The organism is Candidatus Pelagibacter sp. HIMB1521 (assembly GCF_052047875.1).
Lineage (GTDB): Bacteria > Pseudomonadota > Alphaproteobacteria > Pelagibacterales > Pelagibacteraceae > Pelagibacter.
The window spans coordinates 24,671-42,317 of sequence record NZ_JBNAIZ010000010.1 but is presented as its reverse complement, the minus strand read 5'-3'; the positions used below and the strand labels follow the sequence as shown (position 1 = coordinate 42,317).

The following is a 17,647-nucleotide window of genomic DNA, read 5'->3' as shown; positions in this document are numbered from 1 at the left end:
CCTTTAATAAAATATTTAAGAATCAAATCTATTTAGTTCGCATATGAATCTAAAAAGGAGAATTATGAAAAAAGTAATAAGTGTAATATTTGGATTTCTTTTAGTGTTAAGTTTTACAACAACTAGTTACTCAAGAGATCAAATCAAAATTGTGGGATCTTCGACTGTATATCCTTACGCAACAGTGGTTGCAGAAAAATTCGGTAAAACTGGGAAGTTTAAAACTCCAGTTATTGAGAGTACAGGTACTGGTGGTGGAATGAAATTGTTCTGTGCTGGTGTAGGTGTTAACCACCCAGATGTAACTAATGCATCAAGAGCTATTAAACCAAAAGAAAAAGCTTTATGTGAAAAAAATGGTGTATCTGAAATTATTGAAATTGTAGTAGGTAATGATGGTATTTCTTTTGCACATGCAGTTAGTGCTCCAGACTCTAACTTTACAAAAGAGCAATTATGGAGAGCTTTAGCAGCTAAAGTTGATGTTGATGGTAAACTTGTTGAAAATCCATATAAAAAATGGAGTGATATTGATGCAAGTCTTCCAAACAAAAAAATTGAAATTTTAATTGCACCCCCAACGTCAGGAACGAGAGATGCTTGGAACTCATTAGTGATGGGTAAAGGTTGCTCTAAAACAGCAAAATCTCTTTATGATGCAGCTGGTAAAAAAGCTAAAAAAGAATGTGCAAAAATGAGAGAAGACGGTTATGCAGTTGAAGCTGGTGAAAACGACACTCTTATTGTACAAAAACTAACGTCAAACCCTGATGCTTATGGTTTCTTTGGTTACAGTTACCTTGTGGCAAATAAAGATAAGGTAAAAGCAGCTTCTATTGAAGGTGTACAACCATCTCTAGAAGGTATTCAAGATTACTCATACCCAATTGCAAGACCATTATTCTTTTACGTTAAAAAAGCACATATTGGTGTTGTCCCTGGTATTGAGGAATACTTAAAAGAGTTTACTTCTAAAAAAGCTATGGGTAACAGAGGATACTTAGGAAAAATTGGATTAGTTCCTTTAGCATCTGACAAGTACAAAGTTACTCGAACTGCCGCTTTAGATTTAAACACAATAAGTATTAATTAATTAAAATCTTATTTTCAAAAAAAGGCCAGTTTATCTGGCCTTTTTTTTATTCAATCTAGAATTTAATTTGTAACAAAACTGTAACATTTAGAAGATAGACATCATTTCGAATGAACTTCGTCTTAATATTCTTAATATCAATATTTTCATTATCTTTATTTTTTTACGGTAAATCAAAAACTAAAAGTATCTCAATAAACAAAAATATTAAATTAAACGCACTTCCAAAATTTTATGGATACTACCTGGTATTATGGTGTTCCATACCTTCTTTAATGTTCCTGGTTATCTGGACATTGTTTGAACCAGTAATTATTAAATCAATAATTATTGAAACTGCTGCAAATAAGGGAGCTATTTTTAATGATAAGAATGAAGCAAATTTAGTTTATGAAAAAATTAAAGCTATTTATGCTGGCACATTTTTTGGAGATATAGATATTATTTTAAAAGAAAGTGCAATTTCATATGCAAAATTTATTAATATTTTTACTAATTCAAAAATAGTATTAATTTTTACTATTGTAATTGCTTCAGTAATTTATTCGTTAAAAAAAATTAAAAATAATAATAAAGCAAGAGATGATGTTGAAAAAATTTTAAAAGGATTATTATTTGCTTCATCTCTAATTGCAATTTTAACCACTTTAGGAATAATTTTTTCACTTTTATTTGAAAGTATAAAGTTTTTCTCAGTTATAAATATTTTCGATTATTTATTTGGGACTAATTGGAGTCCTCAAAGAGCTTTTGTTAGTGATGCATCTGCAATAACAGCAGCCGAATATGAAGAACTTAAAGATGCATTTGGGTTCATTCCATTGATCGCAGGTACTTCATTTATTGCTTTAATTGCTATGTTGGTCGCAGTTCCAATTGGATTATTTTCTGGAATTTATATGGCTGAATACGCTTCACTAAAAATACGAAGAATATCAAAACCAATAATTGAAATCTTAGCTGGTATTCCAACAGTTGTTTATGGATTTTTTGCAGCTCTAACCGTTGGTCCTTTTTTTAGACAAATTGGTGAAAATTTAGGATTAACTGTATCATCGGAAAGTGCTCTAGCAGCAGGATTGATTATGGGTATTATGATCATTCCTTATGTGTCATCATTATCTGATGATGTTATTAATTCAGTACCACAATCTTTAAGAGATGGTTCTTATGCAATAGGTGCAACAAAGTCTGAAACAATAAAAAAAGTTGTTATACCTGCTGCATTACCAGGTATCATAGGATCAGTTTTACTCGCTGTATCAAGAGCAATTGGTGAAACAATGATTGTTGTTATGGCAGCTGGTCTTGCAGCAAATTTAACTATTAACCCATTAGAATCTACAACAACTATAACCACTCAGATTGTAATGATTTTAGTTGGTGACCAAGAGTTTGATAGTCCGAAAACTCAATCTGCTTTTGCTTTGGGATTAACTTTATTTATCGCAACCCTTGTTCTTAACTATATTGCTCAAAGAGCAGTTAAAAAATACCGAGAGAAATATGACTAAAGAACAAAGATTAAAAAAAAGACATAATGCTGAAAAAAGATTTAGATTTTATGGTCTGGCATCAATTTTTGTAGCATTGTTGTTTGTTATTATTTTAGTTCACAATATTTTTTCAAAAGGAAGTTCTGCATTCATGAAAACTGCTATAAATGTTGAAGTTTTTTATGATCAAGAACTTTTAGAAATACAAAATGGAGCTACAGAAAATGAGATTTTAGATGCTGATTTCTATGATGTTACTATTGAAAGTTTGTTAAAAGTTTACCCTGCTAAAGATTTAGATCAAGAAAATCAATTGATTGATTTATTCACTACAGATGCAGAGATTGAAATTAGAAGAGCTTTTTTAGAAAATAACAATTTAATTGGAAAAACATTAAACGTAGAGATAACAGCATCAGATGATATTGATCAATTACATAAAGGAAATTATCCAAGAGATTTACCAGAAGACAGAAGAAGAATATCTGATTTCCAATTAGTTATTTACGATACATTGGTTGAAAATAAAAAAATTATTAAGAATTTTAATTATTATTTTTTTAAAAATGGAGATTCTCGTGATCCTGAACTTGCTGGTATTGGTGGTGCATTAGTTGGATCTTTTTACAGTATAATTATTTGTTTATTATTAGCTTTTCCTGTTGCGGTGTTGGCTTCAATTTATTTAGAGGAATTTGCTCCAAAAAATAAAATTACTGATTTTATAGAAATTAATATCAATAATTTAGCTGCTGTTCCTTCAATAGTTTATGGTTTATTAGCTTTACAAATATTATTAGCCACAATCCAATTACCAAGATCCACACCATTAGTAGCTGGAATAACTCTAGCCTTAATGACACTGCCTAGGATAATTATACCTTGTAGAGCTTCATTGAAGGCAGTACCTCCATCAATACGAGAAGGAGCTTTAGCAGTTGGTGCTTCCAAATTTCAATCTGTATTCCATCATGTTGTTCCTTTAGCGTTGCCCGGAACTTTGTCTGGAACAATTATAGGATTAGCACAAGCTTTAGGAGAAACAGCTCCATTAATATTAATTGGTATGGTTGCATTTGTAGTTGATATTCCTTCAACACCAATAGATCCTTCAGCCTCTCTACCTGTTCAAGTATATTTGTGGTCTGAGTCTGCCGAAAGGGGGTTTGTAGAGAAAACATCTGCTACCATCATGATGTTATTAAGTTTTTTAATTGTAATGAATTTCTTAGCGGTATATTTAAGACAGAAATTTGAGAAAAGATGGAATTAATGAACGAAGTAAAAATTAAATCAACTAACTTAAATGTTTATTACGGTGAGAAGCAAGCATTGTTTGATGTTAATTTAGATTTAAATGAAAAAGAGGTTACAGCTTTAATTGGTCCTTCTGGTTGTGGAAAATCTACTTTTATTCGATGTCTGAATAGAATGAACGATGTAATTGATATCTGTAAAGTTACTGGAAATATTGAAATTGATGGTATTGAAATTAATGACAAAAATTTAGATGTAGTATCTTTGAGGGAGAGAGTAGGAATGGTCTTTCAAAAACCAAATCCATTTCCTAAAAGTATTTATGACAACATTTCATATGGTCCAAAAATTCATGGCAAGGGTGAAACCAAAAGTGAGTTAGATGAAATTGTTGAGAGTAGCTTAAAAAAAGCTGCTTTGTGGGAAGAAGTAAAGGATAGACTTGACGAACCAGGTACAGGACTTTCCGGAGGTCAACAACAACGACTCTGTATTGCAAGAGCAATTTCTGTAAATCCTGAAGTTATATTGATGGACGAGCCCTGTTCAGCATTAGACCCTATAGCAACAGCAAAAATTGAAGAATTAATCGATGAACTTAAAAAAACATATACAATTGTGATTGTAACACACTCAATGGCTCAAGCAGTTAGAGTTTCACAAAAAACAGGTTTTTTCCATCTGGGTAAGTTAATTGAGGTAGGTAAAACAGAGAAAATTTTTAAAAATCCTGACAATAAAATGACACAAGACTATATTACAGGTAGATTTGGATAAATTATGAGTAATGAGCACACAGTAAAATCATACGAAGAAGAATTAAGATACTTAATTGATTCAGTAATTAAAATGGGAAGTTTAACAGAGTCTCAAATGGTTGACTCCATGGATGCTGTAATCAAAGTTGATAAAGACTCTATTGATAAAATTATTAAAAGCGATGAAGAAATAAATAAATTCAGATCCAAAATAGATACACAGATTATGACATTACTAGTCAAAAGAGCACCTATGGCTATTGATTTAAGAGAAACAATCAGTTCTTTAAAAATATCTCAAGATTTAGAAAGAATAGGTGATCTATCAAAAAGTAACGCAAAAAAAGTAAAACCTTTACCATTAGATTTGCCTGAGGAACTATTAGGAAATTTAAAGAGATTAGGAGATTTAGTAATTAAACAATTAAATGATGTTCTAGATAGTTACGTAAATAAAAATTATGACAAAGCTAAAGAGGTATGGGAAAAAGATGAACAAGTTGATGATTTGACCTATATAGCCATGGAAAGTGTTATTGATTTTCTTTCAAAAGATAAAAAGAATTTAGATTTTTCAACACATTTGATTTTTGCAACAAAAAATCTTGAAAGAGCTGGAGATCATATAACTAATATAGCTGAAACAATTTGTTTTTTAATTAAAGGTGAATACTTAAAAGGTAGCAGACCTAAAGGAAAAGTTATTCAACAATAAAAATGAATGGCAAGATATTTATTATTGAAGACGAACCTTCAATAATTCAATTAGTTCAACATAATCTAGAAAAAAACGGTTTTATAGTATCATCATCATTAAATGGCAATGATGGTTTAAAAGAATTAAAAAAATTTCAACCTGATCTACTATTATTAGATTGGATGTTACCTGATCTTTCAGGGATAGAAATTTGTAAAAGTATAAGAAAAGACAATAGTTTTAAAAGTTTACCAGTGATTATGCTAACTGCCAAAGGTGAAGAGGAAGACAAAATAAAAGGTCTAGATAGTGGTGTAGATGACTATTTAACTAAACCATTCAGCTTTAATGAATTAATGGCAAGAATGAAGGCTGTGTTAAGACGATCTAATCCAAATATAGTATCTGACAGTTTAGAGTATGAAGACCTAAGCTTAGATAGAATTGAAAAAAGAGTGTTTAGAGATCAACAAGAAATTAAGCTTGGACCAACAGAATTTAGATTGTTAGAATTTTTTTTAACTAATCCTAAGAGAGTTTATTCAAGAGATCAAATTTTAGAAAATGTTTGGCCAAATAATGTAAATGTTGAAAGCAGAACTATTGATGTCCATATCAGAAGATTAAGACAATCTGTAAATTTAAAAAATAAAAAGGAATTAATTAGAACTGTAAGATCTTCTGGTTATTCACTTATTTAAAAAAACTTTTTTTACCAGATAAACAGCTATTATCATTCCAATCAATTCAGCTATTATATAAAATGGTGTATTTAAATAATTTATACCAGTAAATGATTCTGTAAAAGTTCTAGCTATTGCAACAGCAGGATTTGCAAATGATGTTGATGAAGTAAACCAGTAACCAGCTGTAATATATAAACCAACTGAAGCAGCCACAGTAATTTTACCTGATTTCATTGAACCAAAAATTATCATTATAAGACCTAATGTAGCTACTATTTCTGATACAAATATATAAATGCCATCTCTTGATTTTGTAGATAGTTCAAATATTTGATGTTCAAAAAAGAAGTTAGCTAAAGCTACACCTAACATACAGCCTAAGATTTGAGCAGAAATATAAAATGGAAGTAATCTTTTTTTTAATTTTCCTGTAATTGTCATTGCAATACTAACAAATGGATTGAAATGAGAACCAGATACATCAGCAAATACTGTGATTAATACAAATAAGCCTGCACCTGTTGCTATAGTATTAGCAATTAACATTACAGCTATATCGTTGGTCAAGTTTTCTGCCATTAAACCTGATCCAACTATGATCATTACTAGAAAGCAACTTCCAATAAATTCTGAAAGAAAATATTTACTTTTATTTTTCATTTATCCAATCTTTAATTTTACTACTAATAATATTAAATGTATTTCTAATGATTATTTGTTTTTCTTCATTATTTGCACTTTGAAGTTTGGATACAGGATCTTCAATATCCCAATGTATTATTTGTTCCTTTTGAGGCCAGATAGGGCACACCTCATTATTTGCGTTATTGCATACGGTAAATACATGATCCATTTTAATTTCATTATTTATAAATTCTTCAAAGTTTTTAGAGCTATAATTACTTAGATCATAATTTTTGTTTTTCTCTAAAAAACTTCTAACATCTTGATTGATTGTTCCAGAAGGATTACTTCCAGCACTAAATGCTTTAAATTTATTTGAGTATTCGTTATTTATAATACTTTCAGCTATAATACTTCTTGCAGAATTACCAGTGCATACAAATAAAACATTTTTCATTAAAAAATAATTTTGTAAATACCGATTACAAATAGTGGAATTTGTAATCCAAAATTAGTTAAAATAGCCTTATCCTTTAACAAGAAACCTGAAATTGTCCATCCAACAACACCCAGTCCATGAAAATATATATTCAGTGGATAAACATTAAGATTTGTAAGCAAAATACCAGTTAACACCAAAAATGTGCTGATCCATTTAAGATATTTTTTTATAAATAACATTCAAAATTTATATGAATGTTATGTTAAAGATTTATTACAAAGAATTTAATTTAATTTTTTTGAAGTTCGTAGATAGAAACATAATGTTTCTTCTTAGGTAGTGGGATTATTGTTGGAACTTTAGCTAATCTTGGTTTTATTGATTTATTTCCTACAATAATATTTTTATCATAATTTTCTAAATTGACTTCAGGATGAGGGTTTCCATCATTGATTAATGGCCAAGCATCACAAGCTCTATAACCAAATAAAATTAAGGGTCTTGAGTTATTCATTTGGTTGTGTCCAGACCCATGAACTGATCTACAATGAAAAAAAACAACTGTTCCAGCAGTTCCTGTTATAGAAACACTATCTTTAGTTCCTATTTTATTTTTTTTAGTATCTATTTTTCCAACAAAATAATTTTCTTTGCTGTGGTGGCTGTATAATTTCTTTTTGTGTGAATTTTTTATTATTTTAAGAGGTCCATTTTTCTCATAGCAATCATCTAAATATATACCAACTGTGATTAAATCATCGTTTGTATGAGGGTAAAAAGCCCAATCTTGGTGCCATCCAATTTCACTTCCTTTTTTCTTATTTGGAAGCTTAAAATTTAATTTACCAAGATGAAATCTAACTGTTCCACCTAACAATTTTTTAGCTATTGATATAATCTTTTTATCTCTAGATAATTCATAGAAAACTTTATGCCTGTTCTGAGGATTATTTAGTCTTAAAATTTCTTTATTTTTGGATGAGCCTGAATTGTAAACAAAATGGTAATTATTATAGGATTGAGTTCCATTTACACCATTATAATATTTTTTATTTTTCTCTTTTGAAATAACTTCATTAACAATTTTATTTATTTTGTTTATCTTTGTTTGAGAAATTAAATTGTCTTTAACAAGAAAACCATTTTTTTTAAATAAATTTAAATCGTTCATAAAATCAAATTATAAAGAAAATAAATCCTCTTAGAAAAAATTACAATGCTTATTGTATTATAAAAATATCAGTGAATGTTATATGTTAATCCGAGAATTTAAAAAAATTCCCGGATTAAACCTAATTTTTAATTAACAACCTTTGAAAGATGCAGACATATTTCTAATTAAATTGAAATATAGATCTTTACCTGGATCTAATGTTGCACCTAGAGGATCCAGAACACCAGTTTTAATCTTCATATCTTTTGCTACAGCATTGATAATAGCAGGATTAAACTGAGGCTCTGAGAACACACAAGCTACTTTATCATGCTCAATAATTTCTCTTATTTCAGCAAGTTGTTCTGCACCAGGCATTACATCAGTATTAACAGTAAATGCTCCTAATATTTTAACGTTAAATCTTTCCTCGAAATATTGATAAGCATCATGAAATACAATTGAAGATACGCTGTTACTTAAATCAGTCATAACATCAATTGTAAGTTTATCAATTTCTTGCAAAACCTTAGCTAAATTACTTTTGTATTTAGCTTCATTTTTTGAATCATTTTCAATTAAATGTTCTGCCATTTCATTTAAGATAGCTTTTGCATTAATTGGGTCCAACCAAATGTGTGGATCAAATTCACCATGTGCATGTCCATTATGATCATCATGTCCATGGTCGTCGTGATCATCTTCTTTTTTACCATGATCTTCGTGATCGTGGTCGTGATCATCTTCTTTTTTACCATGATCTTCGTGATCGTGGTCGTGATCATCTTCTTTTTTACCATGATCATCATCATGTCCATGGTCGTCATGATCATGTTTGTCAAAAATATTTCTTTCTCTAAATTTTAATACTTGTAATGCTTTGATTTCTATTAGTTCAATTTTTTCAGCTTTTTTTGCGATAGAACTTAACGATTTTTCTAAAAAATTTTCTAAATTTTCTCCTATCCAAAACACAAGATCAGCATTTTGAAGCATTTTTGCATGAGAAGGCTTCATTGCAAATCCATGAGGTGAGCTATAACCATCCACTATTAGATCTGGTTTACCTACACCATCCATTAAATAACTTGCTAATGAATGTATTGGTTTAATAGAAGCAACTACTTTAATTTCAGCATTTGCTGATGAAAATATAGTTAAAAAGGATATTAATGAAAGGATTATTGGTAATTTTTTTAGATTTATCATAAGTAATTATTTAAAAGTTGTTATATTATAACATTATGTAATAATATAACATTTACAAGTCAAGGAATAAATGAACTCTGAGAATAAAACTTTGGTTCAACTAAATAATGCAGGCTTTCGACAAAATGGAAAGTGGTTGGTAGAAGGTGTTTCGTTAAAAGTTGAAAAAGGAAAAATTGTAACTTTAATTGGTCCTAACGGGTCAGGAAAAAGTACAACTGCAAAAATTGCTTTAGGAATTTATAAAAATATAGAAGGGAATGTTGAGAAATATACTAACAAGATTGGATATGTTCCTCAAAAAATATCTATAGATTGGACATTACCTCTTCGTGTTTATGATTTTATGCTGTTAACAGAAAATATTGATGAGGAAGCGATAGATGAAGCTTTAAATTTAACCGGTGTCGTTCACTTAAAAAATAAAAATTTAGGAAATTTATCTGGGGGTGAGTTTCAAAGAGTTTTAATAGCAAGGGCTATTTCAAAAAAACCAGAATTATTAGTTCTTGATGAACCTGTACAAGGTGTAGATTACACAGGTGAAATTGCTCTTTATGAATTGATTAAAAAAATTTCAGAGACTCTTAATTGTGGAATTTTATTAATTTCACATGATTTACATACGGTAATGACAGCTACCGATCATGTTGTTTGTTTAAACGGCCACGTTTGTTGCTCTGGTACACCAATGGATGTAGCAAAAAACAACGAATATAAAACTTTATTTGGTGAAAAAGCATCTCAAATTCTTTCTGTATATGAACATAAACATGACCATGTTCATTCAGAGGAAGGACAAATAAAGAAAAATTAATATGTTTGATGATTTTTTTATTAGAGCTTTAGTTGCTGGAATAGGTGTGGCTTTAGTTACTGGCCCCTTAGGTTGTTTTGTAATTTGGAGAAGATTATCTTATTTTGGTGATACACTCTCTCACTCAGCTTTATTAGGAGTGACTATGGCTTATTCTTTAGAGTTAAATATAGCCTTATCTGTTTTTGTAATTTCATCTGTAGTTGCTTTAATTCTTATTCAACTTCAAAAAAAAACTAATCTACCAGGTGATGCTTTGCTAGGTTTGTTAGCCCATTCTTCTCTAGCAGTAGGCTTGGTTGTGATAGGTTTTTTAACATTCATTAGATTTGATATAATGGGTCTGTTGTTTGGTGACATATTAGCTGTAACTACAAATGACATACTAATAATTTGGATAGGTGGTGCTATCATTTTGCTGATTTTAAAATTGATATGGAAACCTTTATTTGCATCGACTGTTAATTACGAATTAGCGGAGGCTGAAGGATTAAATCCTGAGCGCGCCAAAGCTGTATTCACAATTTTAATGGCAGCGATCATCGCAATTTCAATAAAAATGGTAGGATTGTTGTTAATAACCGGAATTCTAATCATTCCAGCTGCTATGGCTAGAAATATCTCAGACAGTCCTCAGAAAATGATATTTTTCTCAATAATAGGTGGTTTATTATCTGTAATCCTAGGATTGTTTTCTTCACTTGAGTTTAACACAGCTTCAGGACCCTCAATTATTGCTGCTTCATTGTTTTTATTCATTTTATCTTTGTTTAAAATAAAGCAATCCATTCAATTGAAAAACTAATGACTAATTGATAAGAATTTATAGATGCAAAAAGAACACAATCTTTCTAAAAACCAGAAAATAATTTTTGATCTTATTGATAAATCTGGCGAACCCATGAAGGCTTATTCAATTCTTTTTAATGTTCAAAAAAAAGGGATTAAAGCACCATTACAAGTTTATAGAGCTTTAGATAAGTTAGTTGAAATTGGAAAAATTCATAAGATTGAAAGTAGAAACGCTTTTATTGCATGTCAAAATTCTAGTTGCCAAATTTCTAAAGCAACAGCTTTTTCTATTTGTGAAAGCTGTGAAAAAGTTTCAGAGATAAATAATTCAAAACTTTCAAAATATTTATCAAATTTTGAGGATGTCTCAGGAATGAGATACAACAAATATAACTTAGAATTTTTTGGTTTATGTAAAAAGTGTAAATCGAAATAATGAGCACAGTACCTTTAACCTTAGATGAAATATTTGAATTAGCCAAAAAAACGCTTTTGGCAAATGGTTGTGATGATGAGACAGCTTCAATTTTATCAGATTTAATTAGAAATGCTGAAAGAGATGGATCAGTATCACATGGTTTGTTTAGATTACCAGCATACGTCACCGGTCTTAAAAGTGGAAAGATAAATGGTAAAGGGAAACCAGAAGTAAAAAAAATATCTCCATCAGTAATTAAAGTTGAAGGAAATAATTGTTTAGCACCAGTTGTTTTAAACAAAGGTTTACCTGAATTAGCTAAAGCTGCAAAAGAAAATGGTGTTGCGGTATTAGCAATAAACAATTCACATCATATGGCTGCTATGTGGCCTGAAACAGAAAAGTTAGCAGAAGAAGGTTTAGTTGCATTTGCTTGCACATCATACAAACCTGCCGTTGCACCTGCGGGTGCTATAAAACCATTATTTGGAACGAACCCAATTTCATTTGCTTGGCCAAGACCTGGAAAAACTCCAGTTGTTTATGATATGGCAACTGCATCGATGGCTATGGGTGAAGTTCAAGTTGCTAAAAGAGAAGGGCACAAAGTTCCACTTGGAACTGGTTTGACTAAAGATGGAAAAGAAACAACTGATCCAGGTGAAATTGCTGATGGCGGAGTATTATTACCGTTCGGTGGTTACAAAGGTTCTGCAATTGCAATGATGGTTGAATTATTAGCGGGCGCTTTAGTTGGTGACAATTTTAGTTATGAAACAGCCGCTAAAGATAATAATGATGGTGGTCCTCCAAGTGGCGGTGAATTCATATTAGCAATAAGTCCAGATAAAACTTCAGGAACAAACTGGCAAAAACACGCAGAAGAATTTTTTGAGAAGATGAAATCAATGGGTGAAGTAAGATTACCAGGTGAAAGACGTCATAAAAATAGATTGGACACAGGTCCAAGAAATATAAACGAAGAGTTAGTTAATAAAATTAAATCTTTAAGCTAAAGTAATTTCAATAGGAGTGTGGTCAGAGGGTTTTTCTCTTCCACGAGGGTCTTTATTGATATTTATATCCTTAATTTGATCAATTAATGAATTAGACACTAAAAAATGATCAATTCTCATGCCATTATTTTTTTGCCAGGCACCTCTCATGTAATCCCAAAATGTATATCCTTCTTTCTCTTCATTAAAATATCTATACACATCATTGAAACCTAGATTTATCATCTCTCTAAATTTTTTTCTGATTTCCAATCTATATAAAGCGTCATCCTCAAAACTTTTTACATTATAAACATCTTCTGCTGATGGAATTATATTAAAATCACCAGCTAAAATTAAATTAGGATTTTTTTTAGATAAAGTTTTTAGTTGTTTGATTAATTGATCAAGCCAATTTTTTTTGTAGTCATATTTTTCAGTATCAACAGGATTTCCATTTGGTGTGTATATATTAATTAATTGAATAGTTTTTTTCTTATATTCAAATTCAGCAGAAATTATTCTTGATTGTTTTAATTTATCTTTAATTAAATTAGTTTTAATATTTTTTAATTTATTTTTAGAAATAATTGCTACACCATTATAACTTTTTTGACCAAATACGTGGCTTTCATAATCCATTGAAGAAAAATCATCATAAGGAAAATTGATATCCTCGGTTTTGATTTCCTGCATCATTAAAATATCTGGTTTATATTTTAATAAATAACTTTTGATATTTTCAATTCGTGCTCTTACAGAATTGACATTCCAGGATGAAATCAGCATTAAAGTGAGAAAGAAACACCGCAACCACAAGAGGATTTTGTTTGTGGGTTAGATATTTTAAATTGTTCACCTATTAACTCAGAAACATAATCAACCTCAGATCCTTTAAGTAAATCTGCAGAAGTTTTATCAATTAAAATATTTTGATAATTTAAATCGTCATCTTGTTTTGATTTATCAAAAGTGAATTCGTATTGAAATCCTGAACAACCACCACCTTTAATAGCGATTCTAAAAAATGAACCTCTGTCTTTTTTTGCTAACAAACTTTCTATTTGTTTTAACGCATTATCTGTAAATTTAATTTCTTTAATCATGTCTCAACACTGATATTACTAATATAATACTTAATTATTTTAATTAAAGGATGAAAAAAGACGCTTTGTTAGGGGTATACAAAAGTAAAGGCAGACTAATTAAGGAAGCTAACTCAAAATATCGATCTCCTTTTCAAAGAGATAGAGATCGTATTATTCATAGTGCATCATTTAGAAGGCTAAAACATAAAACCCAAGTATTTGTTAATACCGAGGGAGATCATTTTAGAACAAGGATTACTCACTCAATAGAAGTTGCTCAGATTGCAAGATCAATAGCTAAATATTTAAAATTAAATGAGGATTTAGCTGAAACTTTAAGTTTAGCACATGATTTAGGTCACACTCCGTTCGGTCATGCAGGAGAAGATGCCTTACATGAATGTATGGAGAATTATGGTGGTTTTGATCACAACCTTCAAACCTTAAGAATAGTTATGTTTTTAGAAAATAAGTATTTTAAGTTTAAGGGATTAAACTTAACCATAGAAACGTTAGAAGGTCTTCTTAAACATAACGGACCTGTTGAGGATATTGGTTTAGTTAATAAGCTAATAGGGTTAAAAGCTTTTAAAGGTAAAATTAAATATAATTCATTTCCCTCTCTTGAAGCACAAATTTCAACAATTTCAGATGATATTGCATATAACAATCACGATATTCAAGACGGAATAAAAGCCAACCTTTTTAAAATGGAGGAATTGGTAGAAATAGATTTTTTTAAAAATATTCATAAAAAATATAAAAATAAAATTACTAATAAAAATTATAAAATTGCAATTTATCAAATAATAAGAGATTCAATTGATCTCATGGTTAGAGATTTATTGATCAATACGCAAAAAAATATTCAAAAACTTAAGGTAAAATCCTCAAGAGATGTAGCTAAATCTAATGAGTTAATCGTTTGTTTTTCTAACCAAATTAAGAATGCAGAAAAAGAAATTAAATCTTTCTTAAGAGACAAAATGTATGACAACAAGTCAGTATTGAAAAAAAATCATAAAGGTAAATTAATAATTAAGAAATTGTTTAAAATTATTAAATCAAATCCAAGAAAATTTTTGTCCAAAGATCAATTGACTAAAGACAAATATAGAGCTATTTCAGATTTTATATCCGGTATGACTGATAGATATGCTATTAACCTTTATAACGATAATAAATGAATATTTTTGAATTATATTTAGATAAAATTAAATCTGTTATCGTTGATTTGAATAAAAATAATAAACTAGAAATTCCAGAGAATTTTAATGGTATTAATGCAGAAATACCTCCACCAAAATTTGATTGTGATATTTCAACAAATGTTGCGATGGTTTTATCAAAAATCAATAAAACTTCACCATTACAACTTGCAGAAAAACTTGCACCCGAAATTAAAAATAATGACAGCGAAATTGAAACAATATCTGTAGCCAAACCAGGATTTATTAATATTAAATTTAAACCATCTTATTGGTCAAATTTTATTAAAAATATCACAGATAATGCGGATAGTTTTGGAATAAATGACAAAGAGAAAAAAAATAATTATTTAGTAGAGTTTGTTTCAGCAAACCCGACAGGTCCTTTGCATGTAGGACATTGTAGAGGTGCTATTCTAGGTGATGTTATCTCTAATGTTTTAATTTTTAATAAACACAAAGTTACAAAAGAATATTATGTGAATGATTATGGTAACCAAATTATAAATTTTACTAAATCAGTATATTTTAGAATTAGAGAAGTTCATTTTAAAGAAACATTTCCTGAAGATAATCCTGATTTGTATCCTGGGGATTATCTAATTGATTTTGCAAAAAATATAATTTCAAATAATTCAGATCTTAAATTTGATAATTTTGATGAAATTAGAGATAAATTAACAGTCTTATCAATAGAGCAGGCGCTTCTGCTTATCAAAAACAATCTTAAAAGCTTGGGTATTAAACATGATAATTTTGTTAGTGAAAAAAATATCGTATTAAACAATGAAGTTGAAAGTGTAATAGATTTTTTAGAAAAAAATAACTTTATTTATAAAGGAAAAATCAAAGCCCCAGCTGGTGAAGATAACAAAGATTGGGTTGAAAGAGAGCAATTATTATTTAAATCAACAGAATTTGGTGACGATAAAGATCGTGCACTTCAAAAATCTGATGGCACATGGACTTATTTTGCAAGTGACGTTGCTTATCATAAAAATAAAGTTGATCGAAATTTTGATTACTTAATCAATATTCTTGGAGCAGATCATGCAGGTTATATAAAACGGATTATCTCCTCAGTTGAAGCACTGTCAGGAAAAAAAGATACATTAATTTGTAAAATTAGTCAGTTGGTAAAATTAATTAAAGATAACAAGCCTTTCAAAATGTCTAAAAGAAAAGGAGATTATATTACCGTAGATGACTTGATTGAAGAAGTTGGAAGAGATGCAACAAGATTTATTATGCTTAACAGAAGTAGTGATGTTGAATTAGATTTTGATTTCGATGCAGTCAAAGAAAAATCTAAGGACAATCCATTATATTATGTTCAATATTGTTATGCTAGAATTTCATCTGTATTTAGACATATAGATAAAGACTTAAATTCAAAAATTGAATTAAATGATTTCAATTTTGAATATTCTAATGATGAAATTAAAATTTTAAAAAAATTATCTGAATGGCCAAAATGTATTGATGCAGCTAGTACAAAATTAGAACCACACAGAATACCTGTTTACTTATACGATCTTGCATCGGAATTTCACTCCTATTGGAATTTAGGAAAACAATTTCCAGAAAAAAGGTTCATTAATGATCAAAAAACAGTCTCACCAGATAAATTGATCTTTTTGAAGGCTATTTCTAATGTAATAAAAACAGGTATGGATATTGTTGGTGTTGATACACCAAATCAAATGTAATGCTTAAAGAAATAAAGTACTTAATATTTGTTTTAGTAATACTTTTATTTATTTTTTTTACAGGAAAATATTATTTTTCAGATGAACACAAAAAAAAATCATACAGATCTCATCAAAATATTGATGAGAAAATAAAATTATATTCAAAAAATTTACCAATTTTAGAGAATGATACTCAAAATGTAATTGAGTATGTTAAGCAAACAAACAAAAATAAAAAGAAAAAATTTAATTTTTGGAAATTATTAGATAATGATAAGTAAAAGAAAATCTTTTATAGTTGGTTTAAAATCAACAAAATTATTTAAAAATGAAATTTTATTTTTAAAAAAATATAAACCCTGGGGAATTATCCTATTTACTAGAAATATTAAATCTTTTGATCAAGTTAAAAAATTAACCTCTAGCATTAGAAAAATTTTTAAGGATAAAAAATATCCAATTATGATTGATCAAGAAGGAGGAAGAGTAAACAGATTAAGAAATTTAATTTCCTTTGATAATATGACATCTGAATATTTTGGAGATTTGTTTAATAAAGATAAAAAAAAATTTGAAATCGTTTATAAATTATTTGTAGATAAGACTTCTTATTTATTGAATTTAATTGGTGTGAATATCAATACTGTTCCAGTTTTAGACCTTAGAGTTAATGACGCAAGCAAGGTAATTGGTGATAGATCTTATTCAAAAAATAAAAAAATTGTCTCTAAATTAGGGGATATTTGTATTGAATTATTTCAAAATAACTCAATAGGAACTGTAATGAAGCATATACCTGGTCATGGTTTAGCAAAAGTTGACAGTCATTATTCAACACCGATTATAAACAAAACATATGGATATCTTCTTAAAAACGATTTTTGGACATTTAAAAAGAAGAAATGTTTATTTGCAATGACAGGTCATGTTGTTTATTCAAAAATTGATAAAAATAACACTGCCACTCACTCTAAAAAAATAATTAATATTATTAGGAAAAATATAGGATTTAAGAATATTTTAATTTCAGATGACTTATCAATGAAGAGTTTAAGTGATGATTTAAAACTTAATACTATTAATTTATTCAGCGCAGGTTGTAATATAGCACTTCATTGCAATGGAAATATGAAAGAAATGAAGATAGTCGCAGAAAATTCACCTCAAGTGAATAGTTTTATTCTTAAAAAAACATCTCAATTTTATAAAATTTTAAGTTAATA

At 28.9% G+C, this 17,647-nt stretch carries 21 protein-coding genes; 14 read left to right on the top strand and 7 right to left on the bottom strand.

All coding sequences use genetic code 11. The features are described 5' to 3' along the window. Nucleotides 1–64: 64 nt before the first annotated feature. The 6 genes from ACTTA5_RS05165 (at nt 65) to phoB (ending at nt 6,002) form a co-directional block, all read left to right on the top strand. Nucleotides 65–1,093 carry a substrate-binding domain-containing protein gene (locus tag ACTTA5_RS05165; protein WP_440648454.1) on the top strand — a complete coding sequence of 343 codons (1,029 nt, stop codon included), beginning with the start codon at nt 65–67 and terminating at the stop codon, nt 1,091–1,093. A gap of 110 nt (nt 1,094–1,203) precedes the next feature. Continuing rightward, on the top strand, nt 1,204–2,607 hold the full coding sequence (gene pstC / locus ACTTA5_RS05160; protein ID WP_440648452.1) for a phosphate ABC transporter permease subunit PstC: 1,404 nt from the start codon (nt 1,204–1,206) through the stop codon (nt 2,605–2,607). Next, nucleotides 2,600–3,862, top strand: a complete 1,263-nt coding sequence (pstA, locus tag ACTTA5_RS05155; protein WP_440648450.1) for a phosphate ABC transporter permease PstA — start codon at nt 2,600–2,602, stop codon at nt 3,860–3,862. Before pstC ends, pstA begins: the two co-directional genes overlap by 8 nt. After that, on the top strand, nt 3,862–4,623 hold the full coding sequence (gene pstB, locus ACTTA5_RS05150) for a phosphate ABC transporter ATP-binding protein PstB (RefSeq protein ID WP_316963572.1): 762 nt from the start codon (nt 3,862–3,864) through the stop codon (nt 4,621–4,623). Before pstA ends, pstB begins: the two co-directional genes overlap by 1 nt. A 3-nt stretch (nt 4,624–4,626) precedes the next feature. Then, nucleotides 4,627–5,319, top strand: a complete 693-nt coding sequence (gene phoU, locus ACTTA5_RS05145; RefSeq protein WP_262589241.1) for a phosphate signaling complex protein PhoU — start codon at nt 4,627–4,629, stop codon at nt 5,317–5,319. 2 nt (nt 5,320–5,321) lie between these two features. Next, a complete protein-coding gene (gene phoB, locus ACTTA5_RS05140; protein WP_440614404.1) occupies nt 5,322–6,002 on the top strand; it encodes a phosphate regulon transcriptional regulator PhoB in 681 nt (226 codons plus the stop codon). Here the strand turns inward: phoB and ACTTA5_RS05135 are convergent. The 5 genes from ACTTA5_RS05135 to ACTTA5_RS05115 form a co-directional block, all read right to left on the bottom strand. Next, complete coding sequence (locus tag ACTTA5_RS05135; protein WP_440614403.1) at nt 5,991–6,647, bottom strand: MIP/aquaporin family protein; 657 nt, start codon at nt 6,645–6,647, stop codon at nt 5,991–5,993. The genes phoB and ACTTA5_RS05135 overlap by 12 nt on opposite strands. Beyond that, the gene (locus tag ACTTA5_RS05130) at nt 6,637–7,068 is read right to left on the bottom strand and encodes an arsenate reductase ArsC (protein WP_440648448.1); all 432 of its coding nucleotides are present in this window, start codon (nt 7,066–7,068) and stop codon (nt 6,637–6,639) included. The genes ACTTA5_RS05135 and ACTTA5_RS05130 overlap by 11 nt, the downstream gene beginning before the upstream one ends. Further along, the gene (locus tag ACTTA5_RS05125; RefSeq protein ID WP_440614401.1) at nt 7,068–7,292 is read right to left on the bottom strand and encodes a DUF6552 family protein; all 225 of its coding nucleotides are present in this window, start codon (nt 7,290–7,292) and stop codon (nt 7,068–7,070) included. The genes ACTTA5_RS05130 and ACTTA5_RS05125 overlap by 1 nt, the downstream gene beginning before the upstream one ends. Nucleotides 7,293–7,342: 50 nt before the next feature. After that, entirely contained in the window at nt 7,343–8,224 is an 882-nt protein-coding gene (locus ACTTA5_RS05120) for a phytanoyl-CoA dioxygenase family protein (RefSeq protein ID WP_440648446.1), read from the bottom strand. 132 nt (nt 8,225–8,356) lie between these two features. Next, nucleotides 8,357–9,415 carry a zinc ABC transporter substrate-binding protein gene (locus ACTTA5_RS05115; RefSeq protein ID WP_440648444.1) on the bottom strand — a complete coding sequence of 353 codons (1,059 nt, stop codon included), beginning with the start codon at nt 9,413–9,415 and terminating at the stop codon, nt 8,357–8,359. 70 nt (nt 9,416–9,485) lie between these two features. Here ACTTA5_RS05115 and ACTTA5_RS05110 point away from each other — a divergent pair, with 70 nt between their 5' ends. Genes ACTTA5_RS05110 through ACTTA5_RS05095 form a run of 4 tightly spaced genes read left to right on the top strand, consistent with a single transcriptional unit; the run spans nt 9,486 to nt 12,458 of the window. Further along, entirely contained in the window at nt 9,486–10,232 is a 747-nt protein-coding gene (locus ACTTA5_RS05110; RefSeq protein WP_440648442.1) for an ATP-binding cassette domain-containing protein, read from the top strand. A gap of 1 nt (nt 10,233) precedes the next feature. Further along, nucleotides 10,234–11,037 carry a metal ABC transporter permease gene (locus ACTTA5_RS05105; protein ID WP_440648440.1) on the top strand — a complete coding sequence of 268 codons (804 nt, stop codon included), beginning with the start codon at nt 10,234–10,236 and terminating at the stop codon, nt 11,035–11,037. 24 nt (nt 11,038–11,061) lie between these two features. Continuing rightward, complete coding sequence (locus tag ACTTA5_RS05100; protein WP_440648438.1) at nt 11,062–11,460, top strand: Fur family transcriptional regulator; 399 nt, start codon at nt 11,062–11,064, stop codon at nt 11,458–11,460. Then, a complete protein-coding gene (locus tag ACTTA5_RS05095) occupies nt 11,460–12,458 on the top strand; it encodes an Ldh family oxidoreductase (protein WP_440648436.1) in 999 nt (332 codons plus the stop codon). The genes ACTTA5_RS05100 and ACTTA5_RS05095 overlap by 1 nt, the downstream gene beginning before the upstream one ends. Here the strand turns inward: ACTTA5_RS05095 and xth are convergent. Then, complete coding sequence (gene xth, locus ACTTA5_RS05090; protein WP_440648434.1) at nt 12,450–13,226, bottom strand: exodeoxyribonuclease III; 777 nt, start codon at nt 13,224–13,226, stop codon at nt 12,450–12,452. The genes ACTTA5_RS05095 and xth overlap by 9 nt on opposite strands. Further along, complete coding sequence (locus ACTTA5_RS05085) at nt 13,226–13,543, bottom strand: HesB/IscA family protein (RefSeq protein WP_440648432.1); 318 nt, start codon at nt 13,541–13,543, stop codon at nt 13,226–13,228. Before ACTTA5_RS05085 ends, xth begins: the two co-directional genes overlap by 1 nt. Before the next feature lie 50 nt (nt 13,544–13,593). Here ACTTA5_RS05085 and ACTTA5_RS05080 point away from each other — a divergent pair, with 50 nt between their 5' ends. From ACTTA5_RS05080 to ACTTA5_RS05065, 4 genes are read left to right on the top strand one after another with little or no spacing between them, the layout of a single operon-like run. Continuing rightward, on the top strand, nt 13,594–14,712 hold the full coding sequence (locus tag ACTTA5_RS05080; RefSeq protein WP_440648430.1) for a deoxyguanosinetriphosphate triphosphohydrolase: 1,119 nt from the start codon (nt 13,594–13,596) through the stop codon (nt 14,710–14,712). Next, nucleotides 14,709–16,442, top strand: a complete 1,734-nt coding sequence (argS, locus tag ACTTA5_RS05075; RefSeq protein ID WP_440648428.1) for an arginine--tRNA ligase — start codon at nt 14,709–14,711, stop codon at nt 16,440–16,442. Before ACTTA5_RS05080 ends, argS begins: the two co-directional genes overlap by 4 nt. Next, the gene (locus ACTTA5_RS05070) at nt 16,442–16,705 is read left to right on the top strand and encodes a hypothetical protein (protein ID WP_440648426.1); all 264 of its coding nucleotides are present in this window, start codon (nt 16,442–16,444) and stop codon (nt 16,703–16,705) included. Before argS ends, ACTTA5_RS05070 begins: the two co-directional genes overlap by 1 nt. Then, nucleotides 16,695–17,645, top strand: coding sequence for a glycoside hydrolase family 3 N-terminal domain-containing protein (locus ACTTA5_RS05065; protein WP_440648424.1), 951 nt, complete (start codon nt 16,695–16,697; stop codon nt 17,643–17,645). The genes ACTTA5_RS05070 and ACTTA5_RS05065 overlap by 11 nt, the downstream gene beginning before the upstream one ends. The last annotated feature ends 2 nt before the right edge of the window (nt 17,646–17,647 follow it).